The organism is Streptomyces sp. NBC_01433, assembly GCF_026340105.1.
GTDB lineage: Bacteria > Actinomycetota > Actinomycetes > Streptomycetales > Streptomycetaceae > Streptomyces.
In genome coordinates, this window is record NZ_JAPEPM010000001.1 from 4263388 (window position 1) to 4279724 (window position 16337).

The 16337-nt window shown below is 71.0% G+C and carries 14 protein-coding genes; 7 read left to right on the forward strand and 7 right to left on the reverse strand.

The window, feature by feature from the left end; translation table 11 throughout:
• Nucleotides 1-45: 45 nt before the first annotated feature.
• The 4 genes from OG413_RS19140 to OG413_RS19155 all read right to left on the reverse strand — a co-directional run bounded on the left by OG413_RS19140 (nt 46) and on the right by OG413_RS19155 (nt 3227).
• Nucleotides 46-678: a class F sortase gene (locus tag OG413_RS19140; RefSeq protein ID WP_266807113.1), complete on the reverse strand. Its 633-nt coding sequence runs from the start codon at nt 676-678 to the stop codon at nt 46-48.
• A 113-nt stretch (nt 679-791) separates the two neighbouring features.
• Nucleotides 792-1439: a hypothetical protein gene (locus OG413_RS19145; protein ID WP_266807114.1), complete on the reverse strand. Its 648-nt coding sequence runs from the start codon at nt 1437-1439 to the stop codon at nt 792-794.
• Nucleotides 1440-1811: 372 nt separating this feature from the next.
• Nucleotides 1812-2273: a DUF5990 family protein gene (locus tag OG413_RS19150; RefSeq protein ID WP_266807116.1), complete on the reverse strand. Its 462-nt coding sequence runs from the start codon at nt 2271-2273 to the stop codon at nt 1812-1814.
• A gap of 159 nt (nt 2274-2432) precedes the next feature.
• Entirely contained in the window at nt 2433-3227 is a 795-nt protein-coding gene (locus tag OG413_RS19155; RefSeq protein ID WP_266807118.1) for an aminotransferase class IV family protein, read from the reverse strand.
• Between the two features lie 78 nt (nt 3228-3305).
• On the opposite strand from OG413_RS19155, the gene OG413_RS19160 reads away from it, so the two are divergent.
• The 3 genes from OG413_RS19160 (at nt 3306) to OG413_RS19170 (ending at nt 4866) form a co-directional block, all read left to right on the forward strand.
• Nucleotides 3306-3920, forward strand: coding sequence for an NADPH-dependent FMN reductase (locus OG413_RS19160; RefSeq protein ID WP_266807120.1), 615 nt, complete (start codon nt 3306-3308; stop codon nt 3918-3920).
• A gap of 71 nt (nt 3921-3991) precedes the next feature.
• A complete protein-coding gene (gene cutA / locus OG413_RS19165; protein WP_073724584.1) occupies nt 3992-4330 on the forward strand; it encodes a divalent-cation tolerance protein CutA in 339 nt (112 codons plus the stop codon).
• A gap of 8 nt (nt 4331-4338) precedes the next feature.
• Nucleotides 4339-4866 carry a gamma-glutamylcyclotransferase family protein gene (locus OG413_RS19170; protein WP_266807122.1) on the forward strand — a complete coding sequence of 176 codons (528 nt, stop codon included), beginning with the start codon at nt 4339-4341 and terminating at the stop codon, nt 4864-4866.
• Between the two features lie 115 nt (nt 4867-4981).
• Here the strand turns inward: OG413_RS19170 and OG413_RS19175 are convergent, their stop codons facing one another.
• The gene (locus tag OG413_RS19175; protein WP_266807124.1) at nt 4982-5770 is read right to left on the reverse strand and encodes a vancomycin high temperature exclusion protein; all 789 of its coding nucleotides are present in this window, start codon (nt 5768-5770) and stop codon (nt 4982-4984) included.
• A 257-nt stretch (nt 5771-6027) separates the two neighbouring features.
• On the opposite strand from OG413_RS19175, the gene OG413_RS19180 reads away from it, so the two are divergent.
• The 4 genes from OG413_RS19180 (at nt 6028) to OG413_RS19195 (ending at nt 12482) form a co-directional block, all read left to right on the forward strand.
• On the forward strand, nt 6028-7365 hold the full coding sequence (locus OG413_RS19180) for a deoxyguanosinetriphosphate triphosphohydrolase (protein WP_266807126.1): 1338 nt from the start codon (nt 6028-6030) through the stop codon (nt 7363-7365).
• 356 nt (nt 7366-7721) lie between these two features.
• A complete protein-coding gene (locus OG413_RS19185) occupies nt 7722-8981 on the forward strand; it encodes an NAD(P)/FAD-dependent oxidoreductase (protein WP_266807128.1) in 1260 nt (419 codons plus the stop codon).
• A gap of 176 nt (nt 8982-9157) precedes the next feature.
• Nucleotides 9158-11077, forward strand: coding sequence for a DNA primase (gene dnaG / locus OG413_RS19190; RefSeq protein ID WP_266807130.1), 1920 nt, complete (start codon nt 9158-9160; stop codon nt 11075-11077).
• 316 nt (nt 11078-11393) lie between these two features.
• Nucleotides 11394-12482: an RNA polymerase sigma factor gene (locus tag OG413_RS19195; protein ID WP_266807132.1), complete on the forward strand. Its 1089-nt coding sequence runs from the start codon at nt 11394-11396 to the stop codon at nt 12480-12482.
• Nucleotides 12483-12638: 156 nt separating this feature from the next.
• Here the strand turns inward: OG413_RS19195 and OG413_RS19200 are convergent, their stop codons facing one another.
• Together OG413_RS19200 and OG413_RS19205 are read right to left on the reverse strand one after the other, a co-directional pair.
• Nucleotides 12639-14564, reverse strand: a complete 1926-nt coding sequence (locus OG413_RS19200; protein ID WP_266807134.1) for an ABC transporter ATP-binding protein — start codon at nt 14562-14564, stop codon at nt 12639-12641.
• Nucleotides 14564-16297: an ABC transporter ATP-binding protein gene (locus tag OG413_RS19205; RefSeq protein ID WP_266807136.1), complete on the reverse strand. Its 1734-nt coding sequence runs from the start codon at nt 16295-16297 to the stop codon at nt 14564-14566. Before OG413_RS19205 ends, OG413_RS19200 begins: the two co-directional genes overlap by 1 nt.
• Nucleotides 16298-16337: the final 40 nt, after the last annotated feature.

Sequence of the window (16337 nt, forward strand, 5' to 3'; positions counted from 1 at the left end):
GTGCCCGTCGCGTGCCCGGTGCGTGCCGGTTCAGGAGTACCCCTTTCAGCGCACCTCGGTGAGGTGCGCGTACGCCACCACGTTGCCCTGGTAGCCGGTCTCCTTGTTGAAGCCGCCGCCGCAGGTGATCAGCCGCAGCGAGGCGTGCGGCGAGTCGCCGTAGACCCGCTGGTCCGGGAAGTCCTCGCTCTCGTACACCTCGATCGCGTCGATCGAGAAGACGGCCGTGCGGCCGTCCTCGCGGACGACCTCGACCGCGGTGCCCTTCTTCAGCGCCCCCAGCGCGTAGAAGACGGAGGGCCCCCGCGCGTTGTCCACATGCCCGGCGACGATCGCGGTGCCCTTGGCGCCGGGCGGGACGCCGTCCTTGTACCAGCCGGCGATGTTGCGGTTCCCGGCCGGCGGCACGTCGAGGCTCCCGTCGGCGCCCAGGCCCAGCCGCATCATCGGCGCGTCCACGTCGATGCTCGGGATGCGGATGCGGACCGGCGCGGAGGGTCGCAGCGGTTCGGCGACCGGGGAGCCCGGCTGGAGCTGGGGCCCGGCGGCGAAAGCCTGGGCGGTGGACGGCTGGGGCGGGATCAGCTGGGTGTCGGAGCCGTTCTGGACGAGCCAGATACCGCTCAGTGCGGCGATGCCCACCAGCCAGCCCTTGGCCTTCTGCGCCTTCTGGGACACGTCGTCGTCCTTGGTCGTGTCGTGCCGTGCCGTGCCGTGCGGTTGAGGGGGAGCGGGCGCGGGCCGGCCCGGGATCGTGTCGGCCCCCGGGCGACGGAGCCCCGCTCCCCGGATCAGCCGCCCTGGGTGCCGTCGGAGCGGCGGCGCATCAGCCACACCCCGCCGGCGGTCGCCGCGCCGAGAACGCCGACGCCCGCCGCGATCTGCGTGGTGTCGGGCCGGACGCTGCCGCCGACGCCGGTCTTCACGTGCCCGGAGGGGCGGTCGTGCTCGGAGGACTGGTCGTGTTCGGAGGGCCGGTCGTTCTCGGCGGGGCGGTCGTGTTCGGAGGGCTGGTCGTTCTCGGACGGCCGGTCGTGGCCGGGCTTGGATTCCGCAGGGTTGTGCTTGCCCCCGGCGGTCACTTCGAGGTCACCCGCGGCCTCCTTGCCGTTGTCGCAGGAGACGCCGATCTCGTACGTGCCGGGCACGCTGTCGTGCGGGACCGTGAACTGGCCGACCGCGGACTCCTTGTGGGTGCCGCGGCGCACCTCGAAGTCCCCGGCGTCCAGGGAGTTCGCGTCGCCGATGCCCGATCCCTCGGGGCCGCAGGCGGTGGTGCTCACGGTGACCGTGGCGCCCGGCGCGGCGGACGCCGGGGTGATCTCCAGCCGGCCGAGCTCTCCCGCGTACGCGGACGGGGCGGCGGTGGTCAGGCCGAGCGCCATGACGGTGAGCGCGGCGGAAGCGGTGCCGGTCACGAGGCGGGCAGGACTGCGCATGGGGATCCTCCGTGCAGACGGCGCGAGCGGGTGTGTCCTGCTTCCGAGATAACGGGCGGCCCGCCACCCCTGCCTTCTGACGTCCGATCAGCTTTCACCCGTACGGCCCGGCGCGGCACCCTTGCCGGAGGGAGTCCACGCAGGTCGTGGCGGTGCGGCTGGGCCGTACGGTCCGCCTGCCGATGTGTGGTGCCGATCGAGTGAGACGTGCACCTGAAATATGACGTACGTCACAGGAATGGCTCCAGTGGTGCCGGGCAAACGTCTGACACCCCCCACGGGACGGATTCCAACCGCCGCCCCCACGGCAACCGCCTTCACCGGCCCCACCCCCCCTGGGCCCGGTGAGGGCGGTTTCTTGCCGTCCGGGTGTCAGGTGCCGTTCGTGGCGGTCCAGGTGATGTGCGGCGGGCGTACCCGGGCGCACAAGGGCTGCCCCTTGGCGTCGGTGAGCCGCAGTCGCGCGGTGAGGTGCCCGGTCCGGGCGGCGGCTTCGAGGACGGCCGGATCGATGTCGCTGAACATCAGTTTGGCGCGCCGGAACATGCTGAACAGGCCGGTGCCGTCCACCGTCCCCCAGGACAGATAGACGAAGCGCCCGCCCAGCCGGTTCTGGACGTACGGCCCGGTGACCTCGATGCCGTCCGCCGTGGCCGTCGTCGTGCAGTCCAGCGTCCAGATGGCGGACGGGGCGTCGCCCGGGTAGGGGCCGAGCAGCTCGCCGGGCCTGTCCTTGCGCTGCACGCCGACGTGGATGTTGTCGAAACCGGGGAAGTCGGTGTCGGGGCCGCAGGTGCGGCCCGGGAGATCGGAGGCTTCGATATGGATCTGCATACCCCCATGCTCCTGCACCGGCCCGGCGGCCGGGCGGCCCCGGCGTCCCCGCCCCCACATGTCCTGTCGCTCCGGCGTGCACCCCGGCGTCCATGGGTCCTGTCGCCCCGGTGCCGCGCCGCCCCGGTGCCGCGCCGCCCCGGCGCCGTACGCCTCGGCTCAGACGGTGTCCCAGGGGGCGTCCTCGTACACCTTCGTCAACTGACCCATCAGCTCCTCGTCGACCGCGAACTCCATGTCGTCGATCCGCCGGACCGGAGCGAAGCCCTGCGAGTTGGTGACGAAGGCCGCCCGGTACGCGCCGAGGCCGTCCAATGTCACCGGGCGCCGTACCGACGGCCGGCCCGCTTCGGCCAGTCCGCTCTCCAGCAGGGCCATGGTGATGCCGGTCAGCGAGGGTGCCTGCGGCCACACCACCGACGTACCGTCCCAGAAGCCGACGTTGGTGATCGAGCCCTCGGTCACCACGCCGCCGGGCGCGGTCAGCAGTGCCTCGTCGAAGCCCGCACGCTCGGCCAGCCGGCCGTAATAGGTCTGCCCGAACTCGCCGGGGCGCTTGATGTGCGGCACCGCCCGTGCGTACGGCACCGACATCAGGCTCTTCGCGGCGGTGGCCATCCGCGCGGGGTCCCGCACCGTGACCATGAGCGTCGTCTCCGTGTCGCCCGGCGGGAGGAAGCCGTGCACCCGGGTGGAGGCGTCCCGGACTCCGGCGCCGTCCAGGGCGTGCCGGATCAGCTCCCGTACATGGTCCCCGTCCAGCGCGAGCGTGAACAGTTCGCGGTTCGCGCGGTCCAGCCGGTCGAGGTGGAGGGCGAGGCCGCGCACCCTTCCGTCCCTGATCTGCATGGCCGTGAAATGGCCGTAGTCGAAGAAGGCGGGGATCCGTAGATCCTCCTCGGTGGCCGGGTGTCCATTGACCTCGATGTACAGCGCCGGTGCGGGAGTTGTCATGCGGTCCACCGTATGCCGAGGCACTTCCCGGCGGCGAGGCTTGACCTCAACCACGGTTGAGGCGCGAGCCTCTCCGGCATGGACCTCGACACGCCTGCGTCACCCCTCACGACCGCCGCCCCGCTGAAGGTGGCCGTCATCCTCGCCAGCACCCGCGACGGGCGCTTCGGACCGGTCGTCGCCGACTGGTTCCTCGCCCACGCGGCGGATCGTCCGGACATCGAGACCGACCTGGTCGACATCGCCGAACTCGACCTGCCGTACTCCCTCTCCTTCCGCCCGGACGCCGCGACGCTGTCCCAACTCGCCAAGGTCACACCCCGGTTGGCGCAGGCCGATGCCTTCGTCGTCCTCACCCCCGAGTACAACCACTCCTTCCCCGCCCCACTGAAGAACCTCATCGACTGGCACCACGCCGAATGGCAGGCCAAACCCGTCGCCTTCGTCTCGTACGGCGGAATCTCCGGAGGGCTGCGGGCCGTCGAACACCTCCGCCAGGTCTTCGCCGAACTGCACACCGTCTCCGTACGCGACACCGTCTCCTTCCACAACGCGGGCGCGCTCTTCGACGACGAGGGCCGGCACAAGGACCCCACGGCCCCCGACGCGGCGGCGAAGACGCTGCTCGACCAGCTGGTCTGGTGGGGACACGCCCTGCGCGAGGCCAAGGCGAGGCGTCCGTACGGCGCCTGAGCCCGTTCGGGCCGACAATTGGGGGAGGCCGAGAGGGGGCAGGAGCCCCCCGTACCCCGAGGAGACCGACGATGACAGCGCCGGCATGGCTGACCGTACTGACCACGACGGACAGCGAGGACAAGGCCCACGCCCTGGCGCGGGGCGCGGTGGAGGCACGGCTCGCCGCCTGCGCCCAGATCTCCGCGCCCGTCTCCTCGGTCTACCGGTGGCAGAACGCCATCGAGACCAACGAGGAGTGGCAGGTCCTCCTGAAGACGACGGCCGAGCGCTACGACGAACTGGAGGACCACATCCGGGCGGCGCACGACTACGACATCCCGGAGATCATCGCGATCCCGGTGGTCCGCGGCAGCGCCCGTTACCTCGGCTGGGTGACGGCGGAGACGGCGCCCGAAACCGCCCTGTGACGGCGAGCGTGAGCGCCGCCCCGCCGGAGTCCGGATCCGCCGCCGAGCTGCCGTTCTTCGTGTACGGCACGCTGCTCCCCGGCGAACCCAATCACGACCTCTTCCTGCGGGGGCGTACGACCGGGGAGTGGCGGGCCGCGCTGCCGGGCGCCCTGCTGTACGACGGCCCCGGATACCCGTACGCCATCGAGGGCCACGGCACGGTCCACGGCACCCTGATCAGGGCGGTGCCGGGGGTGTACGGGGAACTGCTGGGGCTGCTCGACCATCTGGAGGAGTACCTGGGGCCGGGGCACCCGCGCAACCTGTACGAGCGGGTGATCCGGAAGATCGAGGTCCCGGCGCCCGAAGTGCCGGTGCACGGTCCGGCGCCCGAAGCACTGGAGTCAGTGGGCCCGGCGCCCGATGGGCCGGTGCACGCCTGGGTCTATCTGGCGGCGGCGGCCGTCACCCGCTCGCTGCACACCGGCGGCACTCTCATCCCCGGCGGGCGGTGGACCACCGGGCGGCCGCCGCCCGGAGCGCGCACACCCTGAACTCCGGCATCCGTGGCACCGCTCACCCCTGCCCGCGCTCACCCCTGCCCCGCTTACCCCTGCCCCGCTTACCCCTGCCCGCGCTTACCCCTGCCCTGCTTACCCCTGACCCCGCTCACCGTTTTCCGGCGGCGAGCGCCTCCGTCACGCCCGGCTCCTCGGGCCCCAGGAAGTGCGGATCGGGTTTGAACACGGCGTCCACGGCCGCCTTCCCCGCCGCGAACATCTCCCGTGCCCCGCCGTAGTACCAGGTCGCATCGCGCTTCGCGTCGACCCCGACCCCGTACGCGTCGATCCCGGCGGACCGGCACAGGGCGATCGCCCGCCGGATGTGGAAGCCCTGGCTCACCAGGACGGCCCGGTCGACCCCGAAGATCTTCTTGGCCCGTACACACGAGTCCCAGGTGTCGAACCCGGCGAAGTCGCTCACGATCCGCGCGTCGGGCACCCCGTGCGCGGCGAGATACGTGCGCATCGCGTCCGGCTCGTCGTACTCCACCCGGCCGTTGTCCCCGGTGACCAGCACGACCTTCACCTTGCCGGTCCGGTAGAGCTCGGCCGCGGCGTCCAGCCGGTGCGCGAGGTAGGGCGAGGGTCTCCCCTTCCACAGCCCGGCCCCGAACACCACGGCGACGTCCCCGGCCGGCGCGTCGGCCGTGGTCCGGACCCGGGCGTCGGCGGTGGTGTGCATCCAGGTCGCGGGCGCGATCCCCATCACGCAGGCGAGCATCAGCCCCTGCGCCACCCGCCGCTGCGCGCGCCGGGTACGGGGCAGCGGCAGCCGCGGCGCCGTCCCGGACCGCCCGAGCGCTTCCGGTGGCCGCGGTCGCCGCAGCCGTTCCAGCGGCTTCGGCCACGTCCGCCACGTCCGCCACGTCGGCCACTTCGGTCGAGTGAGTCGCATCGGAGCCCCCCTGTCGATCTGTTGTGCGGTCCCATCTGATCGGACGAGCAAAACGGCCAAAAGGTTCGCCGACCTGGGAAACCGGTGCTCCACCGTCCCGGAACCGCCCCCGTCGTCGCTGCTGCCCGGCCGCGGCCACCACGTCAGGCACGACCTGCCCCGGCGGCGCCCCGGCGTGCGAACGGATGCGGGCCTCGGCCTGACCCCGGGGGCCCGCGCCCGGCGCGTTGTCCGCCCCGGTCGCTACTGTCGGGACCATGGACGGGACACAGGGCGCACGCGGGGCATACGGCACACACACCGCACAGGACATCAGAACCAGCCCTTACGGGCCGGGTGACACCGAGCGCTGGGACACCGAGCCGGACAAACGGCCCGGCCGTACCGCCTTCCAGCGCGACCGGGCCCGGGTGCTGCACTCCGCCGCGCTGCGCAGGCTCGCCGGGAAGACCCAGGTGGTGACGCCCGGCACCCGCTCCAGCGCCTGGGACGCCAGCCCCAGGACCCGGCTCACGCACTCCCTGGAGTGCGCCCAGGTCGGCCGTGAGCTCGGCGCCGCACTCGGCTGCGATCCCGATCTCGTGGAAACGGCCTGCCTCGCCCACGACATGGGTCACCCCCCGTTCGGCCACAACGGCGAACAGGCGCTCAACGACTTCGCGTCCGACTGCGGCGGTTTCGAGGGCAACGCCCAGTCGCTGCGCCTGCTGACCCGCCTCGAACCGAAGCGTTTCGTCCGCGACACCCGGACCGGGGAGCTGGCCAGCGTCGGGCTCAATCTGACCCGCGCCGCCCTGGACGCCGCCACCAAGTACCCCTGGCCGCGCGGCGCCCACCCCACCGACCCCGGCTCACCGAAGTTCGGGGTCTACGAGGACGACCTGCCGGTCTTCGAATGGGCCCGCGAGGGCGCCTCGCAGGACCGCAAGTGCTTCGAGGCCCAGGTCATGGACTGGTCCGACGACGTCGCGTATTCGGTGCACGACTTCGAGGACGGGCTGCACGCCGGGCACATCGACCCCAACTGCCTGCACGCCGAGCCGGAGCGGCGCGAGATCTGGGTCGTCGCCGTCGGGCGCTACGTACCGGCGGACACCGACCCGCAGGAGCTCTCGGACGCCCTGGACCGGCTGCTCGAACAGGACTGGTGGCCGCACGGCTACGACGGCTCCGCCGTGGCCCAGGCCCGGCTGAAGGACGCCACGAGCCAGCTCATCGGCCGCTTCTGCCAGGAGGCCGAGACCGCGACGCGCGAGGTGTACGGGCCGGGCAGGCTCGGCCGGTACGGGGCGGAACTGGTGCTCCCGCGCGAGGTCCGCAACGAGTGCGCGGTGCTCAAGGCGGTCGCCGACCGCTATGTGATGCAGCGCGCCGAGCAGGAGGCCATCCGCGCCGACCAGCGGATCGTCATCGCGGAGCTGGCCGCCGCTCTCACCGCCCGCGCCCCGGAGGGCCTGGAGCCGCAGTTCCGGTCCCTGTACGACGAGGCGCCCGACGACCACGCCCGCAAACGGGTCCTGGTCGACCAGATCGCCGCCCTCACCGACGCCTCGGCCCGCTCCCTGCACGCCGCCCTCACGGCCCGCCACCGCTGAACGGCGGCGGGGGCCGGATACGGGGGATCGGCCGTGGTCCCGGCACGGGCACGGGTCCCGGCAGCCCTGTCCGCTCCGCCCCGCTCGGGCGTGTCCCGCGGCGCTGGGGCGCGGCGACGGCCGTCAGCGGTGGGGCAGGTGGTGTGCTGGGCGCACGTACCGCGCCGCGCGCGGGGACTCCGGCTCCGTACGGGGGCGGGGGGACCCTGCTCCGCATGGTGCCGACACGGGTCGGCAGACCGGCCCATGACCACTGGGTGTGACCTGATCGGGGTACACCCTCTTTCGTCATCACGCTGCGTGCGGGACGCTCGCAGGTGGTGGCGCCGCGCAGCACTGCACTGAGGAGGCATCAAGTGGTCGACGCACATCGGACGTTCGTCATCATCGGCGGAGGACTCGCGGGAGCGAAGGCGGCCGAAACACTCCGGGCGGAGGGTTTCAGCGGCCGGGTGATCCTCATCGGCGATGAGCGCGACCATCCGTACGAACGGCCTCCCCTGTCCAAGGGGTACCTGTCCGGCAAGGAGGAGCGCGACAGCGTCTTCGTCCACGAGACGGCCTGGTACGCGGGCGCCGACATCGAGCTGCACCTCGGCCAGCCCGTCACCGCCATCGACCGCTATGCCCGCTCCGTACAGCTCGGCGACAACACCGTCATCCACTACGACAAGCTGCTGCTCGCCACCGGTGCCGAACCGCGCCGCCTCGACATCCCGGGTACGGACCTGGTCGGCGTCCACCATCTGCGCCGCCTCGCCCACGCCGACCGGCTGCGCAACGTCCTGTCCGCGCTCGGCCGCGACAACGGCCACTTGGTGATCGCGGGAGCCGGCTGGATCGGCCTGGAGGTCGCGGCGGCGGCCCGGAGTTACGGCGCCGAGGTCACCGTCGTCGAATCGGAAGCGACCCCGCTGTACCAGGTCATCGGCCCCGAACTGGGTCAGATCTTCACCGAGCTGCACAGCGAGCGCGGCGTCCGCTTCCACTTCGGCGCCCGCCTCACCGAGATCACCGGCCAGGACGGCCTGGTCTTCGCCGCCCGCACCGACGACGGGGAGGAGCACCCGGCCCACGACGTGCTGGCCGCGATCGGCGCTGCCCCGCGCACCGCGCTCGCCGAGGCCGCCGGACTCGAACTCGCCGCCCGGTCGCGCGGCGGCGGGATCGCCGTCGACGCCTCCCTGCGCACCTCCGACCCGCACATCTACGCCGCCGGGGACGTCGCCGCGGTGGACCATCCGCTGCTCGGCACCCGGCTCCGGGTCGAGCACTGGGCGAACGCGCTCAACAGCGGACCGGCCGCGGCGCGAGCCATGCTCGGCCAGGAAGTCAGCTACGACCGGGTGCCGTACTTCTTCTCCGACCAGTACGACCTCGGACTCGAATACTCGGGTTGGGCATCGCCCGGCAGCTACGACCAGGTCGTCATCCGGGGGGACGCGGGCAAGCGGGAGTTCATCGCCTTCTGGCTGAAGGACCGCCGGGTGCTGGCCGGGATGAACGTCAACGTGTGGGATGTCACCGACACCGTCCAGGAGCTGATCCGGGCCGGACAGCAGCTCGACCCGGAGGCGCTGGGCGACCCCTCGGTCCCGCTGGGATCCCTCCTCTGAACGCTGCCGCGTCCGCCCGGGCCCGGCCGTGGGCGGACGCGACCAGGGGTGCCGTACCCACACCGCACGTCCGGCACCCCGGGCCCTGCCCCCGGACCTGCCCGTCGGGTCCCTTCCGGGTCCCTTCCGGGTCCGGCCCGCGTCCGGTTGTCCGACCTCACCCGTAGACTTCACCCGTGGCTGGCAGGATCAATGACGACGACGTGAAGGCGGTACGGGACGCTGTCCCGATCGACTCCGTCGTGTCCGAATACCTCCAGCTCCGTAACGCGGGCGGCGGAAACCTCAAGGGGCTCTGCCCCTTCCACGACGAGAAGTCACCCTCCTTCCAGGTCAGCCCCAGCAAGGGGCTCTTCCACTGCTTCGGCTGCCAGGAGGGCGGCGACACCCTCGCCTTCGTGATGAAGATCGACCACCTCACGTTCTCGGAGACGGTCGAGCGCCTCGCCGCCAAGGCGGGCATCACCCTGCGGTACGAGGAGGGCGGCTACAACCCCTCCCACCAGCGCGGCGAACGCATCAGGCTGATCGAGGCGCACAAGGCCGCCGCCCAGTTCTACGTGGAGCAGCTGGACGGCCCCGAGGCCGAGATCGGCCGCAAGTTCCTCGCCGGACGCGGCTTCGACCAGGCCGCAGCAGCTCACTTCGGCGTCGGCTACAGCCCCGCGGGCTGGGACCACCTCACCCGCTATCTGCGCGGCAAGGGCTTCAGCGACAAGGAGCTGATCACCTCCGGCCTGTCCCAGGACGGCCGCCGCGGCCCCATCGACCGCTTCCGGGGCCGCCTGATGTGGCCGATCAGCGACACCTCGGGCGAGATCGTCGGCTTCGGCGCCCGCAAGCTGCGCGACGACGACAACGGGCCGAAGTACCTCAACACCCCCGAGACCTCGATCTACAAGAAGTCCCAGGTGCTGTACGGCATCGATCTGGCCAAGAAGGACATCGCCAAGGCCAGCCGCGCCGTCGTCGTCGAGGGCTACACCGACGTCATGGCCTGCCATCTGGCCGGGGTCACCACCGCCATCGCCACCTGCGGCACCGCCTTCGGCAACGACCACATCAAGATCCTGCGCCGCCTCCTGATGGACAATGGCAGCGCCCGGGTGATCTTCACCTTCGACGGCGACGCGGCCGGTCAGAAGGCCGCCCTGCGGGCCTTCGAGGACGACCAGAAGTTCGCCGCGGAGACGTACATCGCGATCGCCCCGGACAACATGGATCCCTGCGACCTGCGCCTGGCCAAGGGCGACGAGTCCGTCCGCGATCTGGTCGAACCCCGCACCCCGCTCTTCGAGTTCGCGCTGCGCCAGATCGTCCGGCGCTACGACCTGGAGACACCCGCGGGCCGCGCCGCGGCGCTCGACGAGGCCGCCGCCGTCGTCGCCAAGATCAAGACCAGCAGTGTGCAGCGCGAGGTGGCTGTCCAGCTCGCCGGTTTCGTGGGCATCCTCGACCAGGAATTCGTCGTGCACCGGGTCGCGCAGCTCGCCCACTGGGCCCGCAAGGACCGGAACAACCGCGGCGAGCGGGGCTCCGCGGCGAGCGGTCCCTCCCGAGGCTCCGCCGCGCAGCAGTCCGTCCAGGCACCCACCGCGCCCGCGGGCCCCGCACTCAACCTCCGCAGCCCCGCCCACCGCACCGAGCGCGAGCTGCTCAAACTCGCCCTGCAGAAGCCCGCCCTGGTGGCCCCGGCGTTCGACGCCTACGGGATCGACGAGTTCACGGCCCCGCCGTACGCCGCCGTACGTCAGTGCATCGCGGACGCGGGCGGCGCCGAACAGGGCCTGGCCGAGACCCGCGAGTATCTGGTCGCCGTCCTGGACACCGCGCCCAACGACACCGTGCGCAACCTCGTCACCGAGCTCGCCGTCGAGGTCTTCCACGGCAAGTCCATCGACGAGACCTACGCGGGCATGCAGCTCGTCCAGGTCCGGCTGCGCGCCGTGGACCGCCGGATCAACGACGTCCAGGGCAGCCTCGCCCGCCTCGGGAGCAATGTGGCGCCGGAGGACCTGGCGGCCGCGCAGAACGAGGTCTGGGTGCTCCAGCAGTACGCCCAGTCCCTCCGCGCCAACGGCGCCGACGCGCTCTGACCCGCGCCCCCACGCACCCGGCGACCCGCGCCCCGCCTGCCCGGTGACCCGCGCGCCCACCCGCCCGGTGACAAGCGCCCCCACGCGCCCGCCCCGGCCCGGGACCGTAACGGCGTCCCGAAACGGACCGCCCCCAGCATCCCGTAATCGCCCGGTCACGCACCGGACGCAAAAAGTCACCGCACGCCCCTCGTGGGAGCCATGTGTCGTGCCCCACACTGGGTAGCGGTGCCTGAGTCATCGGAGCGCGAACGGTCCACGAAGGCGGACCCCCATCCCCCGCGATCCGCGCAGCGATCACCTGGAGGTCGCCCCCGTGCAGACCCGGACCGTGACGACGACGACCGAGCATGTGCCGGCCATTCCGGCGCAGAACCGGGCCATGCACCACCCGGAGACCGCGGTGGACCCGCCGCCGGAACCCGACGCGGTCATGGAGGAGTCGTCGGAGGTGCCCGAGCCCCCGGAGCCGCGGAGCAGACCGGACGCCGGTGGTCCGTCCTCCGACCTCTTCCGGCAGTATCTGCGGGAGATCGGCCGGATACCGCTGCTCACCGCGGCCGACGAGGTGGACCTCGCCCGCCGCGTCGAAGCCGGACTCTTCGCCGAGGAACGGCTCGCGAGCACCCCCGACCCCGACTCCCGGCTCGCCGTCGACCTGGACCGTCTCGTCGTCATGGGGCGGATGGCGAAGCGCCGGCTCATCGAGGCCAATCTGCGCCTCGTCGTCTCCGTCGCCAAGCGGTACGTGGGCCGCGGCCTGACGATGCTCGACCTCGTCCAGGAGGGGAACCTCGGACTGATCAGGGCGGTCGAGAAGTTCGACTACGCCCGGGGCTACAAGTTCTCCACGTACGCGACCTGGTGGATACGCCAGGCCATGTCCCGCGCGCTCGCGGACCAGGCGAGGACCATCCGGGTCCCGGTCCATGTCGTCGAGCTGATCAACCGCGTCGTACGGGTCCAGCGCCGGATGCTCCAGGAACGCGGCTACGAGCCGACCGCCGAAGAGGTGGCCGCCCAGCTCGACCTGACCCCGGAACGGGTCGTCGAGGTCCGGCGCCTCGCCCAGGAACCCGTCTCGCTGCACGCCCCCGTCGGCGAGGAGGACGATGTGTCCTTCGGCGACCTCATCGAGGACGGCGACGCGGCCTCACCGGTCGAGTCCGCCGCGTTCCTGCTGCTGCGCGAACACCTGGAGGCGGTGCTCTCCACGCTGGGCGAGCGGGAACGCAAGGTGGTTCAGCTGCGCTACGGGCTGGCCGACGGGCGGCCCCGCACCCTTGAGGAGATCGGCCGCATCTTCGGCGTGACCCGCGAACGCATCCGCCAGATCGAGTCCAAGACCCTCAGCAAGCTGCGGGACCACGCCTTCGCCGACCAGCTCCGCGGCTACCTCGACTGAGGAGCCCACCCGGACGGGCCGCGATCCCCGGCCCGTCCGTTGGCGGACGGGCCCGAAACCCGGCCCGTCCGGCAACGCATCCGGTCATGGCACCGGTCGGTCTCGGACCGACCGGCACATGGGGGCGGCGTCGCGCCCCCGTGTGCCGGTCCGGTCTCAGTCCACCTCGGCGAGCGCCTCCGCGAACTGTGCCGCGTACAGCCGGGCGTACGCGCCCTTGGCCGCCAGCAGACCGTCGTGCGAGCCCTGCTCGACGATCGACCCGTTCTCCATCACGAGGATGACATCGGCGTCCCGGATCGTGGAGAGCCGGTGCGCGATCACGAAGCTGGTCCGGCCGTGCGCGAGGCGTGCCATCGCCTTCTGGATCAGCACCTCGGTACGGGTGTCCACCGAGCTGGTCGCCTCGTCGAGCACCAGGATCACCGGGTCGGACAGGAACGCCCGCGCGATGGTGATCAGCTGCTTCTCGCCCGCGCTGACCCCGGAGCCCTCGTCGTCGATCACCGTGTCGTAGCCGTCCGGCAGGGTACGGATGAAGCGGTCGGCGTGGGCCGCCCGCGCCGCCTCCTCGATCTCCTCCCGGCCGACCTCGCGCGAAGCGCCGTACGCGATGTTGTCCGCGATCGATCCGCCGAACAGCCAGGTGTCCTGGAGGACCATGCCGATCCCGGACCGCAGGTCGTCGCGCGACATCTTCGCCACATCGACGCCGTCCAGGGCGATCCTGCCGCCCGTCACCTCGTAGAACCGCATCAGCAGATTGACCAGCGTCGTCTTGCCCGCACCCGTCGGGCCGACGATCGCGACCGTCTGGCCCGGCTCGACGCTCAGCGACAGATCCTCGATGAGCGGCTTCTCCGGGTCGTAGCGGAACGACACCTTCTCCAGCGAGACCCTGCCGAGCAGCTCCTTGGGACGCTCCCCGTCCTCCGGGTCCGCGCCCTGCTCCTCCGCGTCCAGCAGCTCGAAGATCCGCTCGGCCGACGCGACGCCCGACTGCACCAGGTTCGCCATCGAGGCGACCTGGGTCAGCGGCATCGAGAACTGCCGCGAGTACTGGATGAACGCCTGCACATCACCGATCGACAGCGCACCGGAGGCGACCCGCAGCCCGCCGACGACGGCGACGAGCACATAGTTCAGGTTCGACACGAACATCATCAGCGGCTGCATGATCCCGCTGTTGAACTGGGCCTTGAAGCCCGCCTCGTACAACGCGTCGTTCTGCTCGGCGAAGTCCCTCGCGGACTCCTCCTGCCGCCCGAAGACCTTCACCAGGGTGTGCCCGGTGTACATCTCCTCGATGTGGGCGTTGAGCTTGCCCGTCACCTTCCACTGCTGCACGAACTGCGGCTGCGAGCGCTTGCCCACCCGGGCCGCCACGAGCACCGACAGCGGGATCGTCACCAGCGCGACCAGCGCCAGCAGCGGCGAGATCCAGAACATCATGATCATTACGCCGACGATGGTCAGCAGGGAGTTGACCAGCTGGCCCATCGTCTGCTGCATCGTCTGCGAGATGTTGTCGATGTCGTTCGTCGCCCGGCTGAGCACTTCACCGCGCTTGGCCCGGTCGAAGTACGACAGCGGCAGCCGCGCCATCTTCGTCTGGATGTCCTCGCGCAGCTGGAACACGATCCGGTTGATCACCCGGATCGAGATCCGGGTCGACACGAACATCAGCAGCCCGGCGCCGACATAGACCACCAGCGCCATCAGCAGGACGTTCCCCACGGCGCCGAAGTCGATGCCGACGCCCGGAGTGAAGTCCACCCCGGACAGCATGTCGGCCAGTCCGCCGCTGCCCTTCGCGCGCAGCCCCTCGATGGCCTGCGCCTTGGTGGCGCCCTCCGGCATCTCCCGGCCGATCACGCCCGCGAAGATCAGGTCGGTCGCCCGGCCGAGGATCTTCGGGCCGACCACCGAGAAGGCCACGCTCAGCACCCCGGCGCCCAGCATCAGATACAGCGAGGACTTCTCCCGGCTGAACCTCTTCAGCAGCCGCTTCCCGGACCCCTTGAAGTCCATGGACCGCTCGGTGGGCCCTCCGGCCATCATCCGTCCGCCCGGCCCGGCCATTACGCGGCCTCCGCTTCCGTCAGCTGGGAGAGCACGATCTCCCGGTATGTTTCATTGCCGTCCATCAGTTCGCGATGGGTGCCGCTCCCGACGACCCGCCCCTCGTCCAGCACCAGAATCCGGTCGGCGTCACGGATGGTGGACACCCGCTGCGCCACGATCACCACGGTCGCCTCGGCCGTCTCGCGGGTCAGCGCCGCGCGCAGCGCCGCGTCCGTCGCGTAGTCCAGCGCCGAGAACGAGTCGTCGAAGAGATAGATCTCCGGCTGCTGCACCAGTGTCCTGGCGATCGCCAGACGCTGCCGCTGACCACCGGAGACATTGGTGCCGCCCTGCGCGATCGGCGCGTTCAGCCCGTGCTCCAGCCGCTCCACGAACTCCTTGGCCTGGGCGACCTCCAGCGCGTGCCACAGTTCCTCGTCGCTCGCGTCCGGATTCCCGTACCGCAGATTCGTCGCGACCGTCCCCGAGAAGAGGTACGGCTTCTGCGGCACCAGGCTCACGGTCTTCGCCAGCAGGACCGGGTCCAGCGTCCGTACGTCCGTACCGTCGACCAGCACCTCGCCGTCCGTCACGTCGAACAGTCGCGGTACGAGGCCGAGCAGCGTCGACTTCCCGCTGCCCGTCGACCCGATGATCGCGGTCGTCTCACCGGGGCGCGCCACCAGATCCACGGTCCGCAGCACCGGCTCCTCGGCACCCGGGTACCGGAACTCCGCGCCCCGCACCTCCAGATGACCGTGCCTGGTCAGCTCCGTGACCGGGGCGAGCGGAGGAACGACGCTCGAATCGGTCTCCAGGACCTCCTGGACGCGTTCGGCACAGACCTCGGCGCGCGGCACCATCATGAACATGAAGGTGGCCATCATCACCGACATCACGATCTGCATCAGATAGGCGAGGAACGCGGTCAGCGCGCCGATCTGCATCCCGCCGCTGTCGATGCGGTGCGCACCGAACCAGACCACCGCGATGGACGACAGGTTCACCACCGTCATCACGGTCGGGAACATGAACGCCATGAGCCGGCCGGTCGACACCGACACAGCGGTCAGGTCGTTGTTCGCTCCCCGGAACCGCTCCTCCTCGTACCCGTCGCGCACGAAGGCGCGGATGACGCGGTTGCCGGTGATCTGCTCGCGCAGGACCCGGTTCACCGTGTCGAGCCGCTCCTGCATCGTGCGGAACAGCGGCCGCATCTTCTTCACGATGAGGCTCACCGAGATACCGAGGATCGGCACCACCGCCAGCAGGACCGCGGACAGCGGCACGTCCTGGCCGAGCGCCATGATGATGCCGCCGATACACATGATCGGCGCCGACACCATCAGCGTGAACGCCATCAGCACCAGCATCTGGATCTGCTGGACGTCATTGGTCGTCCGGGTGATCAGCGAGGGTGCGCCGAAGCGCCCCAACTCACGTGCCGAGAACGCCTGCACCCGGTCGAAGACCGAGGCCCGGACGTCGCGCCCGAGAGCGGACGCGGTGCGCGCGCCGTAGTAGACGGCGCCGATGTTGCAGAGCACCTGCAGGACGCTGACGGCGATCATGACGCCGCCGAACTCCAGGATGTAGCCCGTGTCCCCCTTCACGACACCGTTGTCGATGATGTCGGCGTTGAGGCTGGGCAGATAGAGGGTGGCGCAGGTCTGCAACAGCTGGAGGAACACCAGCAGCGCGATGGGTTTTCTGTACGGGCCGAGATAGGCCCGCAGGAGTTTTATGAGCACGCGTATCTCTCGGAGTCGGCGAACGGCAGGGGTCGCCCCA